Annotated in this window: 29 protein-coding genes; all 29 read right to left on the bottom strand. The window is 70.6% G+C overall.

Features of this window, described 5'->3' with window-relative positions:
• Nucleotides 1–516, bottom strand: a complete 516-nt coding sequence (locus BMW99_RS32910) for a hypothetical protein (RefSeq protein ID WP_069462412.1) — start codon at nt 514–516, stop codon at nt 1–3.
• A 3-nt stretch (nt 517–519) separates the two neighbouring features.
• On the bottom strand, nt 520–4200 hold the full coding sequence (locus BMW99_RS32905; RefSeq protein WP_177226126.1) for a phage tail tape measure protein: 3681 nt from the start codon (nt 4198–4200) through the stop codon (nt 520–522).
• Nucleotides 4201–4374: 174 nt separating this feature from the next.
• A complete protein-coding gene (locus tag BMW99_RS32900) occupies nt 4375–4773 on the bottom strand; it encodes a hypothetical protein (RefSeq protein WP_069462410.1) in 399 nt (132 codons plus the stop codon).
• A gap of 37 nt (nt 4774–4810) precedes the next feature.
• On the bottom strand, nt 4811–5212 hold the full coding sequence (locus BMW99_RS32895; RefSeq protein WP_245791724.1) for a hypothetical protein: 402 nt from the start codon (nt 5210–5212) through the stop codon (nt 4811–4813).
• 18 nt (nt 5213–5230) lie between these two features.
• Nucleotides 5231–5665, bottom strand: coding sequence for a hypothetical protein (locus BMW99_RS32890; RefSeq protein WP_069462409.1), 435 nt, complete (start codon nt 5663–5665; stop codon nt 5231–5233).
• Nucleotides 5665–6417, bottom strand: coding sequence for a hypothetical protein (locus tag BMW99_RS32885; RefSeq protein WP_069462408.1), 753 nt, complete (start codon nt 6415–6417; stop codon nt 5665–5667). Before BMW99_RS32885 ends, BMW99_RS32890 begins: the two co-directional genes overlap by 1 nt.
• A gap of 3 nt (nt 6418–6420) precedes the next feature.
• Nucleotides 6421–6882, bottom strand: coding sequence for a hypothetical protein (locus tag BMW99_RS32880; RefSeq protein ID WP_069462407.1), 462 nt, complete (start codon nt 6880–6882; stop codon nt 6421–6423).
• Nucleotides 6879–7271 carry a hypothetical protein gene (locus BMW99_RS32875; protein WP_069462406.1) on the bottom strand — a complete coding sequence of 131 codons (393 nt, stop codon included), beginning with the start codon at nt 7269–7271 and terminating at the stop codon, nt 6879–6881. The genes BMW99_RS32880 and BMW99_RS32875 overlap by 4 nt, the downstream gene beginning before the upstream one ends.
• Nucleotide 7272: 1 nt before the next feature.
• Nucleotides 7273–8337, bottom strand: coding sequence for a hypothetical protein (locus BMW99_RS32870; RefSeq protein ID WP_069462405.1), 1065 nt, complete (start codon nt 8335–8337; stop codon nt 7273–7275).
• Between the two features lie 8 nt (nt 8338–8345).
• Nucleotides 8346–8738 carry a hypothetical protein gene (locus BMW99_RS32865; RefSeq protein ID WP_069462404.1) on the bottom strand — a complete coding sequence of 131 codons (393 nt, stop codon included), beginning with the start codon at nt 8736–8738 and terminating at the stop codon, nt 8346–8348.
• The gene (locus BMW99_RS32860) at nt 8738–9175 is read right to left on the bottom strand and encodes a hypothetical protein (RefSeq protein ID WP_069462403.1); all 438 of its coding nucleotides are present in this window, start codon (nt 9173–9175) and stop codon (nt 8738–8740) included. Before BMW99_RS32860 ends, BMW99_RS32865 begins: the two co-directional genes overlap by 1 nt.
• Before the next feature lie 103 nt (nt 9176–9278).
• Nucleotides 9279–10634, bottom strand: coding sequence for a phage major capsid protein (locus BMW99_RS32855; RefSeq protein WP_069462402.1), 1356 nt, complete (start codon nt 10632–10634; stop codon nt 9279–9281).
• Between the two features lie 10 nt (nt 10635–10644).
• The gene (locus BMW99_RS32850) at nt 10645–11763 is read right to left on the bottom strand and encodes a head maturation protease, ClpP-related (protein WP_069462401.1); all 1119 of its coding nucleotides are present in this window, start codon (nt 11761–11763) and stop codon (nt 10645–10647) included.
• Nucleotides 11763–13061: a phage portal protein gene (locus tag BMW99_RS32845; RefSeq protein ID WP_069462400.1), complete on the bottom strand. Its 1299-nt coding sequence runs from the start codon at nt 13059–13061 to the stop codon at nt 11763–11765. The genes BMW99_RS32850 and BMW99_RS32845 overlap by 1 nt, the downstream gene beginning before the upstream one ends.
• 231 nt (nt 13062–13292) lie before the next feature.
• Entirely contained in the window at nt 13293–14636 is a 1344-nt protein-coding gene (locus BMW99_RS32840) for a phage terminase large subunit (protein ID WP_069462399.1), read from the bottom strand.
• Nucleotides 14633–15193, bottom strand: coding sequence for a hypothetical protein (locus BMW99_RS32835; protein WP_069462398.1), 561 nt, complete (start codon nt 15191–15193; stop codon nt 14633–14635). Before BMW99_RS32835 ends, BMW99_RS32840 begins: the two co-directional genes overlap by 4 nt.
• Before the next feature lie 54 nt (nt 15194–15247).
• On the bottom strand, nt 15248–15613 hold the full coding sequence (locus BMW99_RS32830; protein WP_069462397.1) for a hypothetical protein: 366 nt from the start codon (nt 15611–15613) through the stop codon (nt 15248–15250).
• 3 nt (nt 15614–15616) lie between these two features.
• Complete coding sequence (locus BMW99_RS32825; protein WP_069462396.1) at nt 15617–16081, bottom strand: hypothetical protein; 465 nt, start codon at nt 16079–16081, stop codon at nt 15617–15619.
• 3 nt (nt 16082–16084) lie between these two features.
• Nucleotides 16085–16627, bottom strand: coding sequence for a hypothetical protein (locus BMW99_RS32820; RefSeq protein WP_069462395.1), 543 nt, complete (start codon nt 16625–16627; stop codon nt 16085–16087).
• Nucleotides 16624–17460: a hypothetical protein gene (locus BMW99_RS40935; RefSeq protein ID WP_069462394.1), complete on the bottom strand. Its 837-nt coding sequence runs from the start codon at nt 17458–17460 to the stop codon at nt 16624–16626. Before BMW99_RS40935 ends, BMW99_RS32820 begins: the two co-directional genes overlap by 4 nt.
• Nucleotides 17457–17870 carry a response regulator transcription factor gene (locus BMW99_RS41580; protein ID WP_069462393.1) on the bottom strand — a complete coding sequence of 138 codons (414 nt, stop codon included), beginning with the start codon at nt 17868–17870 and terminating at the stop codon, nt 17457–17459. The genes BMW99_RS40935 and BMW99_RS41580 overlap by 4 nt, the downstream gene beginning before the upstream one ends.
• Nucleotides 17867–18523: a hypothetical protein gene (locus tag BMW99_RS41575; protein WP_069462392.1), complete on the bottom strand. Its 657-nt coding sequence runs from the start codon at nt 18521–18523 to the stop codon at nt 17867–17869. Before BMW99_RS41575 ends, BMW99_RS41580 begins: the two co-directional genes overlap by 4 nt.
• Nucleotides 18520–18768 (bottom strand): LuxR C-terminal-related transcriptional regulator, encoded by a 249-nt coding sequence (locus BMW99_RS41570; RefSeq protein ID WP_069462391.1) that lies wholly within the window; start codon nt 18766–18768, stop codon nt 18520–18522. The genes BMW99_RS41575 and BMW99_RS41570 overlap by 4 nt, the downstream gene beginning before the upstream one ends.
• Complete coding sequence (locus BMW99_RS41565; RefSeq protein ID WP_069462390.1) at nt 18765–19043, bottom strand: hypothetical protein; 279 nt, start codon at nt 19041–19043, stop codon at nt 18765–18767. The genes BMW99_RS41570 and BMW99_RS41565 overlap by 4 nt, the downstream gene beginning before the upstream one ends.
• A gap of 56 nt (nt 19044–19099) precedes the next feature.
• Complete coding sequence (locus BMW99_RS41560) at nt 19100–19300, bottom strand: hypothetical protein (protein WP_075018092.1); 201 nt, start codon at nt 19298–19300, stop codon at nt 19100–19102.
• Nucleotides 19300–19773: a hypothetical protein gene (locus tag BMW99_RS32785; RefSeq protein WP_069464219.1), complete on the bottom strand. Its 474-nt coding sequence runs from the start codon at nt 19771–19773 to the stop codon at nt 19300–19302. The genes BMW99_RS41560 and BMW99_RS32785 overlap by 1 nt, the downstream gene beginning before the upstream one ends.
• Nucleotides 19770–20228: a hypothetical protein gene (locus BMW99_RS32780; protein ID WP_069464220.1), complete on the bottom strand. Its 459-nt coding sequence runs from the start codon at nt 20226–20228 to the stop codon at nt 19770–19772. Before BMW99_RS32780 ends, BMW99_RS32785 begins: the two co-directional genes overlap by 4 nt.
• Nucleotides 20229–20289: 61 nt before the next feature.
• Nucleotides 20290–20649, bottom strand: coding sequence for a hypothetical protein (locus BMW99_RS32775; RefSeq protein ID WP_069464221.1), 360 nt, complete (start codon nt 20647–20649; stop codon nt 20290–20292).
• Between the two features lie 344 nt (nt 20650–20993).
• The gene (locus BMW99_RS39525; protein WP_176735523.1) at nt 20994–22580 is read right to left on the bottom strand and encodes a DnaB-like helicase N-terminal domain-containing protein; all 1587 of its coding nucleotides are present in this window, start codon (nt 22578–22580) and stop codon (nt 20994–20996) included.
• Nucleotides 22581–22584 lie beyond the last annotated feature (4 nt).

Genomic DNA, 22584 nt, shown 5'->3' with positions numbered 1-22584 from the left:
TCACTCGTCCCAGGTGGCCCAGCAGGTCAGGTTGACGGCGGCCGCGAACGTCGCGCGGATCCGCAGGAACTTGCTGACGCCGACGATGGGCCTCTCATCAGGCATGAACTGGTACGCGTACGGCTCGATGCCGTTGCCGCCCGCGGTCAGGCCCGGGACCTGGATCGCGTCGAAGAGGCGCGTGCCCGTCGGGGTGCCCTCCACGGACGCGCTGTAGCCCGTGGCGGCCGTGCCCAGCGTGACGAGCGACGGCGGCGCGTTCGGGTCGAGGGGCTGCACCCCGGACGCCAGGTGCGCCGTGACGGTGGCGGCGACGTCGGTCTGGATGAGCTCGACGACACCGGTGGACGTGGTGGCTGGCGGCGCGTCGAGGCTGAACCCCCATGAGATGAGCTGCAACTGCCGGCTGCTCGGTGTGGCGATCTGCAGCATGGTCTTGAGCGCCGTGCCCGTAGTGACCTTCGCGGTGGCCGCCGTGGTGGCCATCGCCGCGTTGTAGCAGGAGTACCGGTGCATGTCTCACTTCCCTCTTTGGCCGAGGACGGCCTGGACGTTCCCGCCCTGGCGGCGGATCTCCTGACGGAGCGGGTCGACGACGAAGGAGCCGATCTCCCGGTCGCCGATCTGGATCGTGAAGTGCATGGGCGCTGCGGCCTGGCCGCCGCCGAGCATCCGCGCGGTGTCCGGCGCCGAGTGCACGCGCGTCCCGATCGGCAGGTCCGCGATCTCCGGCCCGTACTCGCCGACGAGCGTGCGACCCCAGCGGGCGCCGCCGGACGCCGCGGCACCGACCGTGCCGCCTGCTGCCTTCCGGCCGAACGCCTTCTTCAGCTCGTTCGCCATGGCCTGCGCGGCGTGCATCATCACCTTGTCGAGGGCCGCCTGCTGCTTCTTCAGCCCGTCGACGATGCCCTGCGCCTGCGCGATCCCCGCGCCGTACACCGAGTTCGAGGCCGTGGACCCGGCGGAGCCGCCGGCGGCCACGAGCTGCTTCTCCAGGTCGTTGATCTTCTTCAGGTACGCGGGGGACGCGCCGGAGAGCGCGTCGGCCGTCTGGAGGCCGCCGTCGACACCGGCCTGCGCCAGCTCGGACAGGCTCTGGCTGTTGAGGCCGGACTTCTTCAGCCGCGCGAGGTCAGCGGCGAACCGCTTTGCGTTGTCGACGCTGCCCTGCAGCTGCTCGACGACACCCAACGCGTTCGCGGCCGGCGTCTTGGCGATGGAGCCGCCGGAGACGATCCCGGAGCTGACCGAGTCCTTGAGTTGCGCCGCAGCGTCCTTGAGCGCGCTGAGCTTGTCGGAGGCCGCCGTCAGCTTGCTGTTTACGCTGAGCAGCGCGGCCTCGTTCTTCAGCGCCGCGGCACCGAACCGGTCGAAGTCCTTGATGAGGCGCGACTCCTGCGCCCCGTGGCTCGCGGCCTTGATCTTCGACGCCCACTCGTTCAGCGCCGACTCCAGCTCCCCCACGCTGCCCGAGCTGCCGCTGGTGGCGTTCTCGAAGCTGTTGTAGCGGTAGCCCGCGAGCTGCCCGAAGTAGGAGATGCCCAGGCTGCCCAGAGCCTCACTGCGGGCCGCGCGCTCGGCGTTCGCCCGGTCGAGTGCGGCCTGCTGCGCCTTGGTGAGGGTGCCGCGCGCGTACCCGGGCACCTTGAGCCCGTTGAGCTTGGCCAGCTTCTTCGAGTCCGAGTTGCTCAGGATCCGGGTGCCGAGCGGGGTCACCTGCATCAGCTCGGGGCCGTCCTCGCCGACCCACGCCGTCTGCCCCATCGGCGCGAGGCCGCCGGTCGCGTAACCGCCGCCTTCGTGCGCCATGACGCCGCTCGTCGAGTGGGTGGTGACGATGTTGATCGCGACCGTCTTGCCCTGCACGGCCGAGATCTCCGCCTTCGCGGCGCGGATCTTCCGTTCCAGGTCCGCGATGTCCGCGATGAGCTTCGCCTGCTTGCTCGCTGGCACGGTCTTCAACTGGGCCTTCGCCGTGCGGAGCTTGGCCTGCAAGTCGTCGATGTTGCCCTGGACCTTCACCTCCTGCGGCACGTGCAGCAGGCTGTCCGCGAGCTTCTTCGCCGCGGTCGCGCCGTACCCGAAGCCCTCCGCCGCCTTGACGAGGGAGCTGTAGCCCTTGGAGTAGGCGGCGTCGATGTCCTGCATGCTCGCGCCCTGCGCGGAGAGCTTCGAGGTGTAGTCGTCCGTCGCCGCGGCGATCGCGCTGACCGCGTCGCGGTTCTGGCGGCCCTTGTCGGTGTGGACGTCGAGGGTCTTGCCGTTCTGCTTCAGGGCCTCCGACGCTTTGCCGATCGCGTCGTAGAACTTCGTCTCGCTGTCGTAGCTGGCCTGGTTGATCTGGTCCAGGGCCTGCAGCGACTGCGCGAGCCCATCCGCGACGTCCTGCTGCGCCTTGAGCTGCTGCTGCACCTGTTCGGCCTGCTGCCCGAACCGGCCCTGAGATGCCGCCGTGAGGTCGCTCTCGGCCTTCACGCCGTCCAGCGCCGCGTTGTAGTCCTTCAGGTACTTCGTCGGCACATGCAGCCCGGCATCGTTCATCTTCTGCAGCGCGGCCGCCGCCTGGCTCGTCTGCCCGGCGTTGACCATGTCGGCGAGCGCCTGGCCGGCCTCCTTGAAGTCCTTCTTCGCCGCGGACGCCTTGCCACCGGAGTTGGTGAGGATGTCCCACAGCGAGTCGTTCGAGTTGAAGCGCTGCATGAGGGACTGGTGGAGGTTCCCCGCGTCCTTGGTCAGCTGAGCGATCGTGCCGGCCGCACCGTTGCCCGCCGCGAGGTTCTTCAACGCGGTGGACATGTCGTCCGCGCTGACCTTCGCCTGCTTCGACTCGTCGGAGAAGTGCTTCGCGACAAGGGCGATGCCGGCCACGACCGCGATCGCCCCGGCGACCTTCGTGCCCGTCGACAGCGTCCCGAACGCCGCGCCCAGCCCGCGGGCGCCGCCGCCGGCCACGACGAACGCCTCCTGCATGTACAGGGTCTTGAGCGCGAGGCTCTCGAAAACGCTCCTCGCGGCAGCCGCACCGGTCGTCAACCCGCCCCAGATCGCCTTGCTGACCGCAATGGCCTTCATCGCGGTCGCCACGCCGACGGCGGCCGCGGCGAGGGCCACCATCGCGAGGGCGGCGTCGGTGCTGGCGGTCTTGTGCTCGACGAGGAAGTGGACCGTGGACTGGATCGGCGGGATGAGCTTCTCGCCGAAGGTGATGCCGAGCGCCTCCGCGCCGGTCTCCAGCTGCTTCATCTGGAAGGCGAAGGTCTTCTGGGTGTCGGCCCATGCCTGGCCGAAGTTCTTCGCTCCGGCGTCGAGAGCCGGGTACTTCGACTCCAGGCGGTCCATCTGGCCGACGAGGATGTTCAGGCCAGTGCCGGCCTTCTTGCCGAACGCGTCGGTGATGAACTGGCCCTGCTGCTTGCTCGACAGGCCGGCGGCGTTCATGTGCGCCACGAGGTCTTCGAGGGCGAGCTTCAGGCCGCCCTTCTGCATGTCCTTCGCGAGCGTGTCGGTGGCCAGGCCGATGCTCTTCAGCGCGGCGGCGCCCCCGGCCGCCGGGGCGGCGAGGGACTGCACGGTCATGCGGAATTGCGTGCCCGCCTTGGCGCCCCTGATGTTGTTGTCGCCGAAAACGGCCAAACCGGCAGCGACGTCCTTGATGGAAAGGCCGTATCCCTTGACCGTGGCGACCATTCCGGTGCCGAATGCGGCGGCGAGGTCGGACATCTTCATGTCGCCAACGCCCACGGTCGCGTTGAGAACGCCCATCGCTTCGTCGAGGTTTTCGACGCCGGGGATATTCGCAGCGACCGCAGCGGTCAGGGCGTTCGTCACGTCCACGAGCCCGGCATGGCCCACGGTGGCGCCCTTGGCCGCGGTCTCGGTCAACTTCAGGGCCTTCGAGCTGGAAATGCCCATCGACTCGAAGTTCGACTCGACGTGGTACAGCGACTCGGCGAGGCTGTCGGGGGATTGCCCGACCTTCCCCGCGAGGTCGAGGACGCCCTTCTTCAGCCCGTCGATCTTGTCCGCCGAGACGCCGGCCTGCGTCTGGAGCAGCGTCATCTCGGAGTCGAACTTGCTGGCAGCCTTCACGGCCTCGACGCCGATGACGGCGAACCCGGCTGCCGCGAGCATGGCCGTCTTGTTGAACACCTTCATCTTCGCTGAGGTGCTATCGATCTGAGCGTTTACAGCGGCCATGCCGGGCCCGGTCAGGTTTTTGGCCGTGACCAGAATCTCAACGAGGTTCGACATCCGGATTCACCCCCATCCGCTCAATCTCCAGCAACTGCCACACGCTTGCGGGAAGTGCTTCGATTTCCGGCGGCGTCTTATGCCACCGGTCACAGAGGCCGAGAATCGTCTCGGCGTAAATCAGCTCGCCAGGCTTTGTGACGGGATTTCCGTCAGGGCCGATTCCGCCGCCGACAGTCCGCCAGAGTTCGAGCCGCCGTCCAAAGGGGCCGGCACGCCCAGCACGGCCGCCGTCCAGCGCTTGATGATGGCGTTGACGAGGTCGTCGTCCTCGGCCTCGATCGCCTCGCGGGTGATCGGCACAGGCTCGCCCGTGACCTCGTCTTCGAGGTTCCAGCCGACGAGTCGTTCCACGAACATCTCGAAGGTGGCGGCGCTGCTGCCGTCGCCTTCGCCGGTCCAGACCTGCACGAGCTGGCCCATGGACAGCGTCCGGACCTGCACCTCCAGGCCCGGGTAGTCGGTGGTCTCGTCGAACTTCAGCAGGTAGATCTTCGGGTTCCGCTTGTAGCCGGCCACGGCGCCGCTCCTTCTCGGGTGGGGACTCGGTGAGGGGTCAGGACCAGGTCGGCACGGTGCCGTCAGCGAGGCTGCCGGGGATCGACGCCGTCAGCTCGCCCGTGTTGGAGCGCTGCAGCGGGTAGTCGGTGTAGAGCATCTCCATCGCCAGGGACTTGCCGCCGACGCCGAGGGACGTGGTCCGGGCGACGCTGGTCGACGGGACCGTGGAGAAGACCGTGTGCGCGCCGGTGGGGTTGAAGACGGTCTCCAGCGTGATCGTGGCGTCGGCGAGCAGCAGGAGCCGCTCGTTGGCGCTCTTGTCGACGCCGGTGACGTCCTGCACCGCGCGGGGCGTGGCGAAGGACAGGTTGGTCACGTCGTTGCGGATGTCCACCGGCGTCCCGCCAGCGTTGTCGACGCTGAGCGTGGTCCAGCCGAGGCCCGACTGCTTGGCCATGATGTGCTCCTTTGCTGGTCAGCCGCGCTGCTGTGCGTCGGCGAGGGTCTGCTGGTGCTCGGCGAAGTCGTCTCGCCAGGACTCCGGGCGCTGGTGCAGCCGGGCCCGCGTCCCGCGCGGGTTGCCGCGGTGGTCGCCGTCCCGGACGAGGTACAGCGGCGGCCGGCTGAGCGGCGCCCGGTGCTGCGAGGCGCGGAAGCAGGGCTGCCCGGCCTCGAAGATGAGCCACGTCTCGCCCTCGGCGACGGGGAGTTCGCTGTACCGGCGGCCGGAGGTGCGGGCGTCGTGGAGCATCTGCGCGGGCAGGCCCTCGACGCGGACCTTCCAGCCGTTGGCGTGGTCAGCGCAGTTGACCTCCTCGCACGTCGCCGGGCGCCAGTGCGTCGCCAGCGGCTGGGAGATCACGAAGCTCTTGTAGGACTCCGGGCCCATGAGCGGTTCGATCGCGGACATCAGAAGGTCACCCCCGCGCACTCGTTCTTGTTGATCACCACGGCAAAGGTCGCGGAGGTGAAGCCACCGGTCGTCACGCTCACCGCGCGGAGGTACCGGCGCACCGTCGCGGTGTTGGCGATCGCGATGCGCTGCGTGTTCGGCCCTGCGGTCACCTGGGCGAAGGTGAGGCCCGCCACGTCGGTGAAGGTGGCGTTGTCCGCCGAGTCCTGGATCTTGACCGTGACGTCTGCACCGGTGAGCGCGCTGACGTGGAGGTACGCCTGCGCGCCGAAGCTCAGCGCGCCGCCGGTGTCGATGGACGAGCCGAGGGTCGCCGCGGTGTCTGTGCGCATGCCGGCCGTGAGGAGCTTGCCCCACTCCAGGCCGTAGCTGTTGGCCTGCCCGGACACGGCGAATGGGAACGAGCCGTCGTTCGCCCTCGTGCCGTCGTAGTTGACCTGCTTCCCGTTCAGGCAGGCGGCTGGCGCGCCCAGCACGGTGCCGCGGCAGTACGTCACCAGCACGTCGCCGCGCGGCAGCGTCGACAGCAGCCCGTGCGCCGCGTTCGCCGGCAGGCCCGGGTTGAAGTACGACGTCCACTCGATCCGGCCGTCCCGCAGGCCGCCCTGCCGCGCCATGGCGGCCTGGGTGATGTCGGTGAACGGCAACAGGGCGGGGCCGCCGCCGACGTTGCCGAGGGCCTGCACGTCGCCGGACATGTCGAAGCCGCCGTAGTAGAGGGCGTCTCCGAGGCCGCCTGTCTTGGACATGGCCTATGCCTCCTGGTCCCAGAGATCGTTGACGATGAGCGGCAGCGTGATGTCCAGGACGCGGTACTCCGTGCCGCCCTGGATCATGTAGCCCGCGCGGGCGGACAGCGGGTCGCCGAACTGCCCGAGGAGGTCGACCTGCCGGACGTCGCCGTCGAGCTCGAAGTCGCCGGAGTAGCGGCCCAGCAGGTCGTCGAGCGCGGCGAGCATGTTCGGGTCGAGCATGTCCGCGGGCTCCTGGTCGATCCCCGCGTACATGCGGAGCATCAGCTCCAGGCGGATGCTCGTCGCGTTCAGGCCGGAGCCGCCGACCGCCGGGGTGATGCGCTGCACCCACACCGCCGCGGTCAGGCCGCTGGTGTCCGGCGGGGACTTCGGCTCGTGCCCGTTGACGGCCTCGAACCAGCCGCTCGCGAGAGCATGGTCTTGCACGGCGTTGAGGAGCCCGGTCGCGTCGAGGGTCATCCCAGCACCCCCCCGATCTTGCGGGCCACGGCCGCCTCGCCGATCGCGCCGGACTTCTGCGCGATCCGGTTCCGGACGCGCCGAAACGTGCCGTAGCCCTTGAACTTCGTGACCGGGAAGTTCCTGGAACCGATGCCCTCCAGCCACGGGCCGTAGATCACGTTCGAGTCGTTGATCGAGTACGCGTTGAAGCCGGCGCGCTCCTTGACGATCCTCGACTCGTAGTAGCCCGTGGGGTTCTGGAGCACATGGATCAGCTCCATCTGCACCTCGTGGAAGGCGTAGTCCGCGACCTCGGCCAGCGCCACGAGCGTCAGGCGCTCGGTGCCGATCAGCCCGCGGCCTTCGACGATCGGGCCCTTCAGGACGACGTTGATTCCGAACGGCATGTCACACCGCCCTGGTTCGGATCTTGCGGGCGAGGCGCGAGTCCGCCACCTGCTGCCGCAGTGCGTCGCGTTCCGCCGTGATGGCGGCCACCGACCGGGTGCCGGTGCCGGCCTGCGCCCGGACGGTCCGGGCGTACCCGGCCTGCTCGGACAGCAGCGTGCACATGGCCTCGGCGATTGCCAGGGTGCGGGCCTGCGCCGGCGCCACCCACCGCGTGACCGGCGCGCCGCTGGCGGCGGTCGCCGCGGTCGTGCCGCACACGCCCCGGGCCACGGTCAGGGTCGTCGCGGCCCAGATGGCGTCTGCGGAGTGGGAGTCGAGGACCGTGCCGTCGAAGGCGCGCTCGACGGTGAGCTGGTTGCTGGCGACAGCGCGGACGAGCATCGACTCGGCGCCGAGCTTGATGACGTCGCCCTTCGCGAACCGCGAGCCGTCGGCCGCGTCCAGCAGGACGGCGTCCTTCTTCGCCGCGAGCGGCGTCTGCAGCACCTGCCCCGTGTTCCCGATCGTCTTGCCAGTGACGATCAGCCGCTCGTCGCCGATCCGGAGCAGCGAGCCGACGCCCACCGCGGACGGGGTGTCGATGGTGATGCTGGCCTGGCTCGCGTCGATGCTGGCGGTGAGGCTGCTCGCGGTGACGCTGTCGTCGCGGTACCCGAACACACCCGTGATGGCGATGGCCCGCTGGTGCGTCTGGCCGGTGTTGAACATGCTCGGCCGGTCCAGCCGCGTTTCGATCCGGGTGTACGGCGGACCGCTGTTGACGGGCTCGGGGTAGTAGTCCGTGTCGGGGATCTCCACGCCGGCCGAGGTGAGGGTCTGCACGGAGATCACCTCGTCACGGTCGAGGTAGAGCTTCCAGGCGCGCGTCCGCTGCAGGCTCGGCCAGTCCTTGTACCGGGTCGCCAGCACGGGGGCGAAGGAGCGCTGGCACAGGTCATCGACCGCGCGAGATCCCGTCTCGATCGCGCGGTCGATCTGCTCGTCGCTGCGAGCAGTGGACGCCGACGACAGCGCGGACCGGACGTCCTCGCGTGTGGCGTACCAGACCTGGTCCTGATCCATGGGTCGGCTCAGTCCTCGTCGCTGTCAGAGGAAGGTGCCGTCTGGTCGCCAGCCGTCCCACGGGCAGAAGAGCTGCCCGTCCGGCCCTTCGCGGAGCGGCTCCCCGTCTTGCGGGCAGGCGACTGGTCCTCGCTCGTACTCGTCTCGGGCGAGGTCTCGTGCTTCTTGGAGGATGTCGACGAGGTCGTACCACCCTCCTCCGGTGTCGGCGATGACTGCTCACCTCCCTCGGCGTCGTCGGCGGTCGGACCGCCGTGAACGGTGGACTTGGCCATGGCTGCGGCCTCCTCGATCTCGTTCTGCTCGGCTTCTGCGATGCGGCTGCTGGAGCCGCACTCCGGGCACTCGGGGGCGCCCACGGAGTACGCGGCGTTGCAGTTCCGGCACACCCAGGCGGACATCAGACGCCCATCGCCGGGAGGTTGGCCGCGCCGCGCTGCGTCATCAGGTCGAAGTGCTGGGCGTTGACGGCCCCGGCGCCGGTGCTGGTGAGCTTCAGGTACCGGTAGCCGTCGTCGAGGGAGACGCCGAGCACCTCGACGACCATCGCGTTCTGCGCCGCGGTGGCCGTGGTGGTGACGACCGCGCCGGCGGCCTGCGTGCGCTTCACCCACGCGTCGGAGCCGTCACCGGTGTTGGTGTAGTACTCGGTGATGATCGCGAGGTTCTGCGCGCCGGTGCCCGCGGAGTCCTTGGCCTCCTGGAGCGTGTAGACGTCGCCGACGGCGCCGGCCAGGTAGCAGACGAACGCCACGCCGCCCGCGTTCTTCACGGCGATCCACTTGCCGTCGGCGCCGGGCGTCGCGTTGTACGTCCTGCCGAGTGCCTTCTGAGCCATGACCGGCTCCCTCCTGTGTCTGTGATGCCGTTGCCGGGGCGACGCTGCCGGCCCGGTTGGTGGCCGGCCCCGGGGGTTGAGTGCCGGGGCCGGCCAGGGGGTGTTACGCGGCCAGCTCGACGAACGGGGTGAGGGTGTTGCTCGACCCGTTGGCGGGGGTGATCGCGGACTGGAGCCACGGGCGGCCGTCGACGCGCTGGATGATCCGGAAGGTGGTCTTGTCGGACCCGAAGTTGTAGTCCGTCGAGGAGTCGGCGGTCATGGTCTGGCGGTCGCCGACGAGGTAGTAGCCGAGGTCGGTGAACGCCAGGTCGCCGCGGGCGCCGAGCTGTCCGGCCTTCTCCGTGATGATCAGCGGGCGGCCGAAGATGCTCATGGGCATGTCGGCGGTGGCGTTGACGACGAACACGCTGTTGCCGCCGGTGCCGACGCTGAGGGCCATCTGCAGGAGCTGCGGGATGGCGTCCGGGGAGCAGGTCCACACGGCGTTGTTGAGGCTGGACGGCAGCATGCGGGCGAACATGTTGACGATGTCCACGTACTGGATCTTGTTGCTGGTGCCGCGAGCCACTGCGACGCTCGCCGTGTTGTTGGCGCCGCGGTAGCCGAGCGGCTCGCCGACGCCGGAGCCGGCGGTGAACTTGTTGTCCTCCTCGAACGCCAGCGCCTGCGGCCACAGCCGCTCGAGCAGCGCCATGAAGGAGACGATGGAGTCCTGCAGCAGCTCGTTCGGCACGGCGCTGAGGCCGGTGAGCTTCTTGGCGTCCAGCTCGACCTTCCCGAACTTCGGGTTGGCGTCCTGGAGCATCGCCGCCTCTTCGGTCCAGTAGGCGATCATGCCGCCGAAGACCGAGCCCGCGTTCGTCGTCGAGTCGATGATCGGGAACGGCACCCGCGCGGACTCCATCGGCACGACGGTCGCCCGCGGCCGGACGGTGGACTGCTCCAGCGCGATCTGCATGAGCTGCGCGCGCAGGGTCTCGGGGACGAGGAACCCGCCGTCGGACGGGCTGACGGAGCTGGCCGCGTTGCGGAGCGTGCTGAGCTTGTCGGCGTCCGCCCGCGTGTTCTTGTGCCAGATGTTCCGGATGTAGTCGATGCCGTTCTCGAACAGCCCGTCGGCCGCGGCGCCGGGGGCGGCCGGGTTGTGGGCGGTGGCCTGGCGGTGGCTGGAGAGCATGTTGCCCTCGCGCTTGGCCTGCGGGTCGAGGTTCAGGCGCTTGATCGCGTCCTTCCCCATGCCCTCGATGCCGTTGTCCTTCAGCATCTGCGCGAAGACCCTCTGCGTCTCCTCGGCGACGAGGCGCTGGGTGTCGGTGCCGTCGCCCTGCTGGGCCTGGCCGTAGTCGGTGATGAACTGCTGGAGGTCTTCCTGGTTCTCGAACCGCTTCAGGAACTTGCCGTCCGAGAACATCTCCGCCAGCTCGTCCTGGTTGCGCGGGACGGTGGGTGTGGCCATGTGCTCCTCCTCAGGATTCCGTCGCGCGTGACGACGCTGGGCCGGTGAGTCGTGCGATGTCCGCGGCCCACGGGTCGGGCTGCGGGGTGGTGAGGCGGGCGATGTGTTCAGCCCACGGGTCTGCGGCGGCGGGGTCCTCGGCCGGCTCGTCATCGGCGGCCGCCGGCTCCGGCGCCTCGGGGGAAGCGTCGGTGCCGGCGGCCTCGTCCTCGCCTTGCGGCCCCGTCCCCGAGGGCTGCGGCGAGGAGTCCTTGGCGATGGCGCGCCGGAGGGTCGCCACGAGGTCTTCGCCGACGGCGTCGCCGAGGCGGATCGTCAGCGTCGTCGGCTCTGCCGTGGCGGCCGCGGGCTCGGCGGCGGGCGGCGGGCCGGGCTTCGGCCGCTGCGCCTTGGGCGGACCGGCATAGCCGAACGCGGCGAGGTCGAAGCTGGCGTGCAGCCGAGCCTCCATCAGCTCCGACTCGTCCTCGTCTTCCTCTTCGGGGTCGGCCGGCTCGTTCGGGGACTCCGGGACGGCGGACAGCGCCACGTCGGCGAGGCCCGCAGCGACAGCCGCATCGGGCAGGTACCAGGTCTCGGCCTGCATGGCGGCCCGCCAGCCGGCGGCGTCGGATCCGGCGCGGGCGGCGTAGGCGTTGGCGATGTTCTTGCTGATCAGGTCGAGGACTTCGGCCATCTTCGCCATCTCGGCGGCGTCGCCCATGCACACGCCGGACGCCTCATGGATCATCAGCATCGAGTTCGGGGCCATCTCGATGCGGTCGCCGGCCATCGCGATGACGGACGCGATCGAGGCGGCGATCCCATCGACCTGCACCGTCACGGTGGCCGGGTGCGCACGCAGCGCGTTGGCGATCGCGATGCCCTCGAAGACGGAGCCGCCCGGGGAGTTGATGCGCAGCCGCATCTTCGGCGCAGTGATCTGCCGCAGATCGTCGAGGAACTCGTCGGCATAGATCCCGAACCAGCCGCCCACCGCGTCGTACAGCAGCACCTCGGCCTCTTCCGGGTCCGCGGCGTTGTTGATCGTGTACCAGCGCGGTGCCTGCGCTGCCTGCGCGCCGGCCTGTGCCTGCGCGGCGCGGCGGGCGGCGGCCGCGGGCGCCTCCGGGATGTTCATCCACGCCATCAGCGGTCTCCTGTCGCGGCGGAGAGGAGCTGGGCGACCTGCTCCTCGAAGGTGGTCTCCTGGCCCGGGGCGGCCGGCGCCGGGCCGCCGATCCAGCGCATCTCCGGCAGGCCGACGGTCGAGAGGATGTCGTCGGGGGCCCAGCCGGCGGAGCGGAGCAGCGAGGCGGCGTTCGCGCGGGCGGTGAGCTGCGCGGCCTCGGCCTCAAGGTCGGCGGGGACCGGGTTGTCGAAGTCGAACTCCAGCCCGGCGCCGAGGCGCCCGTACATGGGCAGCAGCTGGGTATTGAGGATCGCCTTCGTGCGGCGAAGGCGGACGAGGATCAGCCAGCGTGCGAACACGACTTCGCCGGCCTCGGCGTTCGCCCTGTTGATGTCGTCGGTGGCGCCGGTCATCGGGCGGGGGAAGCCGAACGCGCCGCGGATCTTCTCGTCGGACACCTCGGACAGTTCGGCGAACTGCATGTCGCGGGCGGTGTATTTGCGGTCCTGCCAGGTGATGCCGTTCTCCAGCAGCGCCACGCGGTGGCCGTTGCTGATGCCGCGGTGCTGCTCGTTCCAGCGGGCCTGGTGCTCGTCGAACTCGTCGTCGGTGAGGCGCTTTTCGACCTGGAGGATGCCGCCGGGCTCGGCGTTGTTGAGGAAGAAGTTCCGGTTCCACTCGCGGGAGTACCGGGAGCTGTCGAGGTCGGTGAGGATCGTCTGCACCGCGCCCCACCCGCGGTACGGATCCAGCGGGTTGGGGCGCCGCTGGAAGAACACCTCGTCGAGGCGCAGGTCGACGACCTGGCCGCCGGGCCCGGTGTACTGGTAGCCGGACAGGAACGCCTGCGGGTCGGGCACCGGGTTCATGCGGTCCGGGCGGACCGGCCACAGCTCCAGCGGCAGGTTGAACCGCTCGTGCTTCGCTGCGACCCAGTACTGCTCCCCGACCAGTTCCTCATGCTGCTGGCTGGTCTCTCGGAAGCTGGGCCCGGTCATGAACTTGTTGGGCTGGTTCCACAGGTCGAGCGCGGCGTGGCTGGTGACCTCTTCGCGGTCCTCGGGGTGCCCGGACTTCGCCTTGCGGTAGAGGTGCCATTCGACCTGCGAGTACGACGTGATGATCCGGTCGACGACGGCGAACAGCATCCCGTTCGAGCCCATCGCGCGCATCTGCGCCTCGGAGCTGTTGCCGAGTCCCCACAGGCCGCCGCCGCGCATCGGGCGGGGCGTGGTGTTCGCGGTGTACGGGACGGGCGTGGTGTTGCGGAGGGAGGTGAGCTGGGAGCCGACGACGGAGAGGAATCCTCGTCGCATCGCCGGCCCCCTCTCTGCTACCCGCCGCTCTTCGCCCACCACTGCTGGAGCCCCACGAGGCCGATCCCGCCTGCGATCAGCCCGTAGCCCGAACCGCAAAGATCCGCGATTCCAGTTGAGATTACTGTAAATCCTCCTGTCAAGAGGACGCCAGACAGCAAATCTTTCAGTGCGGTGGGCGTGAGGCGGCGCATTTCAACTCCAGGTAGTCAGGGGGTGGCTGAGAGCCGGTTACATCCAGCGGATCCGCGGCCGGCCGCCGAGGTCGACCTCGGCCACCATGTATCGCATCGCGTCCATGCCGTGATCGTTCGTCTTCACCGGGGCTTCCTTCGGGGGCTTGTCCGCGGCCCGCTGCGCCTCCGACCCCCGGTCCCACACGTAGCCCGTGACCTCCTCCTCCGTGGAGCAGGGCCTCTTCGCCGCGTCGAGCTCGGGGTCCCGGCTCACCAGGGCATCCCGGAAGAGGAAGAGTCGCGGCCGGCCGTCGCCCGCCGCCTTCAAACGGGACTGCACCGCCTGGATCCCGTCGCTCACGCCCTTGTGCGCCGCGACGGTCGACAGCCCGAGGTGCCGCTCCAGCGTGGCCCGGTCCTCCGCGTCGTGGTCGCAGATCACCGCGCGCGGCCGCGGCCCGCGCCACCGGCCTTTGTCGTCCTTGAGGATCGCCAGGACCGCCCGGGCGTGGTCCTCCACGAGGGTCTGCGCCCGGTAGATCTCTTTCGTCAGGAACAGTCGGCCGTCGCCGTCCTGCCGCCAGAACTGGATCACCGTCGGGTTGGTGTACCCGAAGTCCACGGTGATCCACAGCGTCCAGGAGTCCGGGACGTCGAACGGGGCGACCAGGTGCACGGCCGGGTCCCACGCCTCGTAGACCAGGCCCTCGGCCGCGACCCAACGGCCGTACCGCAGCCGCTCCTTGCGGGCACCGGTCAGCGCGTCGAGCTTCGAGATGTACGCGACGCCCCGCGGCGTCCACACGCCGCCCTGCCACAGCGTCGGGTTGTCCTCGTGGTGGCAGTGGAGCATCACCGTCTGCCCGCGGTCGCAGCGCTGCTTCAGCCAGTGCGAGGGGTGCGACGGGTTGCAGTCGCCGAGGAGCTGCTGGAAGGAGATCCGTCCGTTGCGGAGGCGGGTGGTGATGGACTCCCAGTCGTTGAGGGTCAGCTCGGTCGCCTCCTGCGCATAGGCGACGTCGTACTCGGCGGACATGATTTTCGTGGGGTCGTCCATGCCGCCGACGACCATCGTGGAGCCGTTGGCGTACCGGTACGCCGCGGGCTCCTGCTGGCTGCCGCCGAACCACTTCACGTGCCCGGCCTTGATCGACGCTTCGGCGACGTGCTCCCGGAACGTCACGAGGCCGGTGGCGGCGAGGGACTTGCCGGTCTTGCGGACCGCCAGCGCCCGGACGCCGGGGGTCTTCAGGCACATGGCGTGGATCTTCTCCAGGCACGCCCGGGACTTGCCGGTGCCGGCCGGGCCGGACATCAACACCTCGGGTTCCCGCCGGCCGAACACCTCCAGCGCGGAGCCGTGCGGCTCGTAGGTGCGCACCAGCGTCCCGGACGTCACGACAGGTCGTCCGGGTCGACGCCGACGAGGTTGTACGTGACTTCGCCGCCGAGGCTGACCTGTGTGGGCGCGTCGAGGCCGTCGAACTTGCGCTGGGACTCGTTGATCTTCAGTAGTCGGTCGATGGCCTGAAGGACCGGCCCGTCGTCGATGAGCGGTACCTCGTTGCCGTCATCGTCCTTGATTGTGATGACCTTCCCGAACGACACGGTCAGGTGCTTGCGGGCCATGACGTCCAGGGCGGTGGTGTGGAGCAGCTCCAGGCGTGCGCGGAGCAGCTCCCGGTTGTCGCTGGCGCGCTGCTCCCGCTCGGCGGCCGGCGCGCGCAGGCCCCGTTCGACGGCCTCGTGTGCGCTGCTCTTGGCGGAGAGGCCGAGGGCGTCGGCGATCTGCTGGTGCGTCCAGCCGTTCTGGACCCAGCGCTCGGCGGCCCACACGTCGCGGTCGCGCTGGTTGCGGGGGGACGTGAACTGCTGGTGGCCGTCGCGGGCCCGCGGGAGTCGTGGTGGTGGGGGCGGGATGTCGGGGTAGTCCCAGGCTGGGGTGTCGTCGTTCATCGTGGGCCTCCTTCCTGCGTGTTGATCGTCGCACGGGCTGATACCCGGCGGGTATCAGTCCTGGTGGTCCGGCTGCTCCGCGTTCGGGTCGTCCTTTTGGCCGGGCCGCCAGTCGTGGACGAGGTGCAGGGTGAGAGTGCAGTCGGCTGGGTCGTAGCCGGTGATCTCGTACTCGACCTGCTCGGCGATGCGGATGCGGTCGCCGTAGGGGTGGCGGATGCCGAGCGGCGAGGAGGTCAGCACGGCGACGGAGATCTTCGTGTGTTCGGCTGCCACCTCGACGACGATGCCGCGGCCGAGGACGATGCTGCACCGCAGGTCTCCGTAGGCGATCGGCTGCGCGCTGCTTGCTCCGGCCGGTCCGGCGGGCGGTGTGCCGGGCTGGGCGGTGCTGGTGGTCTGGTCGTAGGTGCGGGGCATGGGTCAGACCTCCTTGCCGGCCGCGGCCGCCGCCGCCTGGTCGGCGTCCTGGCGGCGCGCATCGCGCTCCAGCAGCGTGCTGGCGGCGTCCGGTTCCGGGCACTCGGCGCGGGAGCAGGTGGGGTAGCCGCCTTCGCCGAGGAAGAGGCTGGTGCCTCCGCAGGCGGGGCAGTGACCCTTCACGTCGGGGAACGAGGTCGGCGTCGGCTTCTCCCCGGGCTCTGCGGGCGCCGTCCAGCCGAGGGCGAGCAGCGCGGCGCGGGTGGCGTCGGTGACGAGGATCCGCGGCTCGGGGTCCTGCAGCTCGGTGACGTCGACGATCGGCATGCTCACCTCGACCTTGGACGGCTGGCCCGCGCGCATGGTGATCGTGAGGCCGTCGATGCCGTTGGCGATGTTGGTGCCGTCGAGGATGACCTCGTGGCCGTAGGTGTCGTACTTGCGGATGGCGAGTGTGTGCTTGGGCATGGGTCAGTCCTCCGTGGTGGGTTCGAACGCGAAGTGGATGCCGCCGGCGCGGAGTTCGGCGGGGAGCGCGGCGGTCGCGGCGGCCTCGATCACGTGAAGCCGCACGGGGTGGACGGGGCAGTCCGGCGCGTGGATGGGCTCGCCGTCGATGACGGCGCCGCCGCACGGGCACGGCGTGACCTTCGGCGCCGGCCAGCTCCGGATGTTGAACGGCTGCGCGTCGGGCTGCTCGCCGAGGGCCTGTGCGGCAACGGCGCGGAGGGGCGCCGGGTCGTTCTTCCACGGGCAGTCGGCGTTGTGGATGGGCCGTCCGGCGAACTGGACGCCGCCGCAGGGGCAGATCGCGTCAGGGCCCGGGAGCCGGGGGCGGGTGAGTTCGTCGAGCCAGCGGTAGAACTGGGCGACGACGGCGCGTCCGTCGAGCTTGCGGTAGCGGTCGGTGCGGTGTTGGCAGTCGCACGCCGCACCGGGGCCGGGCACGGTGTCGCAGTGCTGGTCGGCGGGTGCTTGGGCGTCGGCTGCGATACGGCAGGTCAGGCAGATCACGGCGCCTCCGTAGGTCGGGCGGCCTGCTCGATGTCCTCAGCGACGCGGCTCGGCGAATAGGGGCTGATGCTGCCGTTGCGGGTGTGCTCGGCGAAGTGCTCGGTCCAGCGGGTGCGGAGGGCGTCGGCCTGCTCCTCGGTGAGCGGCTCCTGAACCGTGAGGACGCTGCTCGGGGCGGTGTCGTCGAGCGCCTGGATCGTGGGGCACGGGTAGGGCAGTGGGGTGCCCATGCCGTCCTGGCAGTGCGCGCAGCAGCCGGGCGCGGCGCCGGTCCATTCGTGGTGGAGGGCGCGGACGGCGGCGATGATGACCCGCGCCTCGTGGAGTTCCGCCAGAGCGCTGTCATGGCTCCCGAACAGGCACCGGTCAGCGCGGGCCTGCGCCCCCTGCACGGCTTCCACCAGTTCGAGCCGCCGCGCAGACGTGGCACGGTTCCACTTCCACACCCACTGCGCGGGGGTGGGGACGGTGGCCTCGTCCTCGTAGGGCTCCTCACCCTCGTGGAACGCGGCGAGCGCGGCTTCGGCGGCGTCAGCGCGGTCGTTGTGCTTCCGGAGTGCCTTGCACGCCTGCTCGTACGCCCAGGGCGTGGGCGCCGGCTGCGCGAGGTCCCGCTGGAGCGTCAGCCGCGCGATCTCCTGCTCGGCGTCATTAGCGACCATCGCCAGGGCGACGGCGAGGCCGCCGAGTTCGAGGTCGGGGTCTCCGTTCGGGCCGGGTTGGGCGGCGCGGGCCATGAGCTGCTGGACGAAGTAGCGGATGCGGTCGCTGAGGGTCGGCGGCGGGCCGTCCGGGGTGTGGATGGCGGCGGGGGCTGCCTTGCGCTTGGTCATGGGCGTGCTCCGAGGGCGATCTGCTGGTTGGCGGTGTGGGTCATGCGGTCCATGCGGTCCAGCTGGCTGCGCCACCACTCCGGGTCGCGGCGGGCGAGGACGCGGATCGCGTGGTGCAGGACGTCGGGCGCCAGGCCGTCGACCGTGTCGTGGGCGGCGGTGAGTTCGTTGGGGCCGCGGCCGCAGGTGGGACAGCCCTCGGTGATGTAGCCGAGGTGGCGGCCGACGCGGACGGCGTCTTCGCGGGTGAGTACGCCGAGCTTGGTGCGGACGTCGCGGAGGTAGCTGCGGACGCTGTCCTTGGTGACGCGCATGTCGTGGGCGATCTCGGCGAGGGTCTGGCCGCGGGCGATGCCGCGGAGGGTCTGGATCTCGCGTGGGCCGAGGCGTCCTGTGATGGTGGCCTTCACCGATTGCCCCCCTCGGCCGCCGGGTTGTCGAGCGCGGCGTCCAGTTCGTCGAGCGCCCAGATGGCGTCGTTGCGCGGGTCGGCGTGGGCGATGCGATCCCGGGCCTTCCGCACACGGGCCAGCGCTTCGAGTTCCGGCGCGAGCTCGGCGATGGCTACGTCGGCCAGGTCGTACTCGGTGGCGCTGAAGAGGGACGGCAGGGTCTGGCCGAACTGGTCGCGGAGCGGCGGCGCGGTGTTGGCCTTGAGGTACTCGCGGAGGGCGCCGCCGACACGGACGCGGCGCGCGCGGTCGGCCGCTTCGCTGCTCACCGTCGGGTCGTGGATGCCGGTGCGGACGCAGGGTGTCTGGTCGCAGGAGCAGTCGGCGCAGGGCCAGCAGAAGAGGAGCCCGTTGCAGTTCTCGTAGACGGTCTTCGGGCCGCCGCAGACGCAGCAGCAGACGGACGGCTGCTCGGCGGGGGCCGGCTCGGCGGCCGGGGCGGGCCGCCGCTCGGTGAGCAGCTTCCGGGTCCCGAACCACAGCGCGCAGACGGCGACGATGGTCCCGAGCGCGTACGCCGTCAGCAGGGGCCAGACGGCGGCGCACACGAACCCGGTGCAGAAGGCAGCGACGATCAGCCAGTTGCGGGGGCGGGCGTGCCAGCGGTTCACCGGGTCACCTCGCTGCCGGCTGCGACGTCGACGGGGAGCTGCCGGGTGCGGATCGCGATCGTCACCAGGTGCGCCGTGGACCGGGCGCGCAGCTTCTTGGACGCGTTGCGCAGCTGCGACTTGACGGTGAGGGGGCTCAGGCCCAGCCGCGCGGCGACCGCGTCTCGGCCGCCGCCGCGGGCGACCTCGGTCAGGGTGCGGAGTTCGGCGGTGGTCAGTCGGCGGGCCGCGGTAGTGGTGGTCACTGCTCGCTGCTCCCCTCGTCCGTCACCAGTCGGTAGCCGGTGCGGCGCGGCAGCTGCTCGGCGCCGACAGTGCCGGTGGCGTGGAGCTGGCGGGCGTTGATGATGCGGCGGCGGAGCAACCGGCCGTCCTCGTGCACGGTGGCGATGCCGACGCGGCCTGCCTCGTGGCGCGGAGGTTCGATGACGCGGATGCGGGTGTATTCGGGCCCGGTGCTGCCGTAGTACGTGGGCTGGCAGCTCTCGTACTCCTGGTCCTTCTTGATGCGGTGGGTCATGGTGGGTGCCTTTCGGGGTGTGGTGGCCGCCCGGGGTGCGGGCGGCCACGGGCGGGCTACTGGAGGCGGATGTCGGGGAGCGGGACGCCGGCGTGGATCTGGTCGAGAAGTTGGCGGAGCCGGTCGACTGCGGCGTGGCCGGTGTCGGTGAGCAGGCGGCGGGTCTCTCTGGGGAGTTGGAACCAGCAGTCGCGGCAGAGGTACTGGCGGGGTGCGCGGGTGCGGCCGCAGTCGGCGGGGCACGGGGTGGTGGGCATCAGACCGCGCTCCCCTCAGCCCCGGCGAGGATCGCGTCCGCCACCGCCAGGGCGTGCCTGTCGGTCATGTGCTCCACGAACGCGACGGCGCGCGGGTCCGTGACCGACGCCCACGTCTGGCCCGCGGCGGTGAGCGTGGCCTGATGAGCCTTCGCGGCGTGCTCCAGCCACTGGGCGAGCGCCTCGCCAACCCCGGGGTACATGAGCGCAATCCACGCGGCGTCGGCCCACACGTTGCGGGCTTCGTCCCAGGGCTGGTGGCTCATGGTCGGGAGCCACGCGCGGAGTTCGGTGTCGTTGTCCTCGCCGGACAGGACGGTCGCGGTGTGCCCGTACTGGCCGAGGTGCGTGTCGTGTTGGCGCCACGGGCCCGGGGTTGCGGCGGTGGCGCGGGCGCGGATGCGTGCGGCGGCGGCGTTGAGGCGCGCGGTCGCGGTGGCGGTGAGGTCCGCCGGGGTGGGGGTCTCGGTCATCGGGCCGCGCTCCCCTCGGCGGCCGGCGCGGTGTGCACCGAGAAGCTGCCGTCCGGGTGCCGCACCAGCCAGTCACCCCAGTACGCGACGACCCGCTCCGGGCCGCTGCCCACGCGGTGCCCGACCGCGGTGAGCTTCCCGTCGACGTACTGGAAGTAGCCCTTCGCGAAGACGTCCAGCCGGTCCAGCTCCCGGTCGACCGTGCCGACCGTCCGCTCGGTGACGTGCCACGTGGTGCAGCCCTGCGCCTCCAGCTCGACGAGCGGCCGGCAGTGCTCGCACTCGCCGCGCACGTCGGGCAGCGGGCGGCCGACGAGGGCGTGGTCGAGTTCGGCGTCGGTGACGTCGCCGACGTCCAGGCCGCAGCCGTTGCAGGCGCGCTTCATGGTGACGGTGCGGGATTCGAGGCCGTGTTCGTTGGTGGTGATCACGTCGGGTGTGTGGGTGCGGGTCATCGGGGTTCCTTCGGTGTCGCGTTCTGCGGGCGGGGTTCGGACGGCGGGAGTTCGGACGGGCTCAGCCGGTGTCGAGGGCGAGTTGTCCGGCGGCTGCCATGGCTGCGCGGCGGGTGGCGGCTGCGGTCTGGCGGTGGTGGTCGCGGTCGTAGTGGAGGTGGCAGCCCTGGCACATGGCGCGGAGGTTGGCGTCGTCGGAGTGCTCGGGGGTGTGGTCGAGGTGGGCGACGGTGAGCACGACTCGGGAGCCGGTGCCGTAGGCGGGCTGGCCTTGGCGGTTGGGGCAGCGGTCGGTGTGGGTTCCGCGTCCGCATTCGCCGTGGCATTCGCAGCGGCCGGCGGCGCGGACGGTGCGGATGCGGAGGGAGATCTGCTTCCAGTCGGTGGGGTAGCGGTCGCGGTTCTCGGGGCGGATGGGCATGGCTGGCCTCTGGCAGGGGGTGGTGGGTGTGGACTCGCGACGGCGTCCCCGACCTCGTCCCCTTCGGGAGACGAGGGTCGGGACGAGGTCGCTTGACGTCGTCCCGACTTCGTCCGGGACGAGGTGGGACGAGGTCAAGCGATCAAGGGGCGTGCAGGTGGGGAGGGGTGTGACTTCGTCCCGTGACGGGTCGTCAGGTCGGGACGAGGTGGCGTTCAAGATCGGGACGAGGTCAGTAGGCCGCTGACCTGCACGTCTGGCGTGTACGCGTCCAGATCGGTTCATGATCGGGACGAGGTCGGGACGAGGTCGTCCGAAGATCACGGACGAGGTCGGGACGAGGTTCACGACGCGTCCCCCTTCGCATCCGCGAGGCGGTGCAGAGCACCACCGCGCGGGCCCTTCTCCACGACCACACGGCCGCTGTGGACGAGCCGCGTCAGCGCACGGCGGGTGACCGACGCGCGGCCGGAGATGACGCCCTCCAGAGCGTTCGTGCTCATCGACTCCGAGGCCTTGGCGAGCACGTGAAGGACGACTTCCTCCCGGTCCTTGATGGCCTGCTCCTCGGCCTGGGCCTTCTTCTCCTCGGCGGTGACGCCGTCGGCCGGCTCGTCGTGACGCTCCACGGGCGGGTACAGGTGCGCCTCGGCGAAGTCCTCGCCGTGGGACTTCACGACGAGGTCGGCGTACCAGTGCATCGGGTTGCGGCCGCCGGGCAGCGCGTGGCGCCTGACCTGCGCAGGCCGGTCCTTCGCGATGCGCAGCCGCGAGCGGCCCTCGGTGTTGATGCCGAACGGCTTGACCGCCTCGAGGATGTACTGCACACCGTCGACGGCGTTCAGCTTGTGGACGCCACCGAGGGCGTACCGGCCGCGGGACTCGCCGTTCTTCACGACGTGGTCCAGCGGGACGACGGCGGCGCCGGTGTTGGCCAGAGGGCGGAGCAGCATCCGGCCGAAGCGCGCCACGTCGGTGTTGTCCTTGAGCTCCAGGCCGAGGAGGCTCATGCCCTCGGTGACGCCGTCGACAACGGCGAGGGTGGGCTGCCGGGCGGCGATCGCGGCGATGAACGCGGCGAGCTGCGCGGGGCTCGGGGTGGCGCCGGGGCGGACGTACAGGAACCGCTCGGCGATGTCCTGCGGGTTGGCGCCGATCAGCAGGAGGCGGGCGACGACGCCGACTTCGGAGTCCTCGAAGTCGACGTAGACGACGGTGTTGCCGCGGTTCATCTCGACGAGGCAGGAGATCAGCGCGACCCAGGACTTGCCGGCCTCGGACTCGCCGGTGATGCCGTTGATGTGGCCGGGGTAGAACATGCCGATGCCGTCGTCGCGGGCGCCGACGTCGGGCTGGGCGGGCTTGTGGGTGCCGTCGAGGACGGGCGTGAGGTCGGAGAAGCACCAGCCGGTGGCGTCGGCGGTGTGCGTGCCGGGCTCGTCGTCGGTGACGGCGGTGATGGACTCGCGGGCCAGCGCGTGGAGTTCGTCGGTGGGGACGTCGTGCTCGTAGCCCTTGTTCGCGATGCGGCTGGTGGCCTCGATGAGGCGGCGGCGGCGCGCGAGGTCGTGAACGCGGGCGGCGTACTCGGGGGCGTTGATCGCGACGGGGACGGCGCTGGGCAGGCCGGAGACGTAGGGGACTCCGCCGGCGCGCAGGAGGTCGCCGGTGCGCTGGAGGTCGGCGACGAGGGTGATCGGGTCGATCGCGGCGCCGCGCTCGTACAGGCCGATGATCGCGCGGTGGATGGTCTCGTGGGCGGGCCGGAGGTGGTCGCCCGGGTCCATGGCGGCGATGACGTCGGGGATGGTGTGGGGGTCGAGGAGCATGGCGCCGAGGACGGACTGTTCGGCGGCGGGGTCGTGTGGGGGCATGCGGCCGCCGCCCGCGGCGTCTTCGTCGCGGGGGTTGAGGTGGCGGACGTTCTCCACGCGG

The sequence above is a fragment of the Actinacidiphila rubida genome (assembly GCF_900110255.1).
GTDB classification, from domain to species: Bacteria; Actinomycetota; Actinomycetes; order Streptomycetales; family Streptomycetaceae; genus Actinacidiphila; species Actinacidiphila rubida.
The sequence above is the reverse complement of the archived record's forward strand: the minus strand, read 5'-3'. Positions and strand labels throughout refer to the sequence as shown.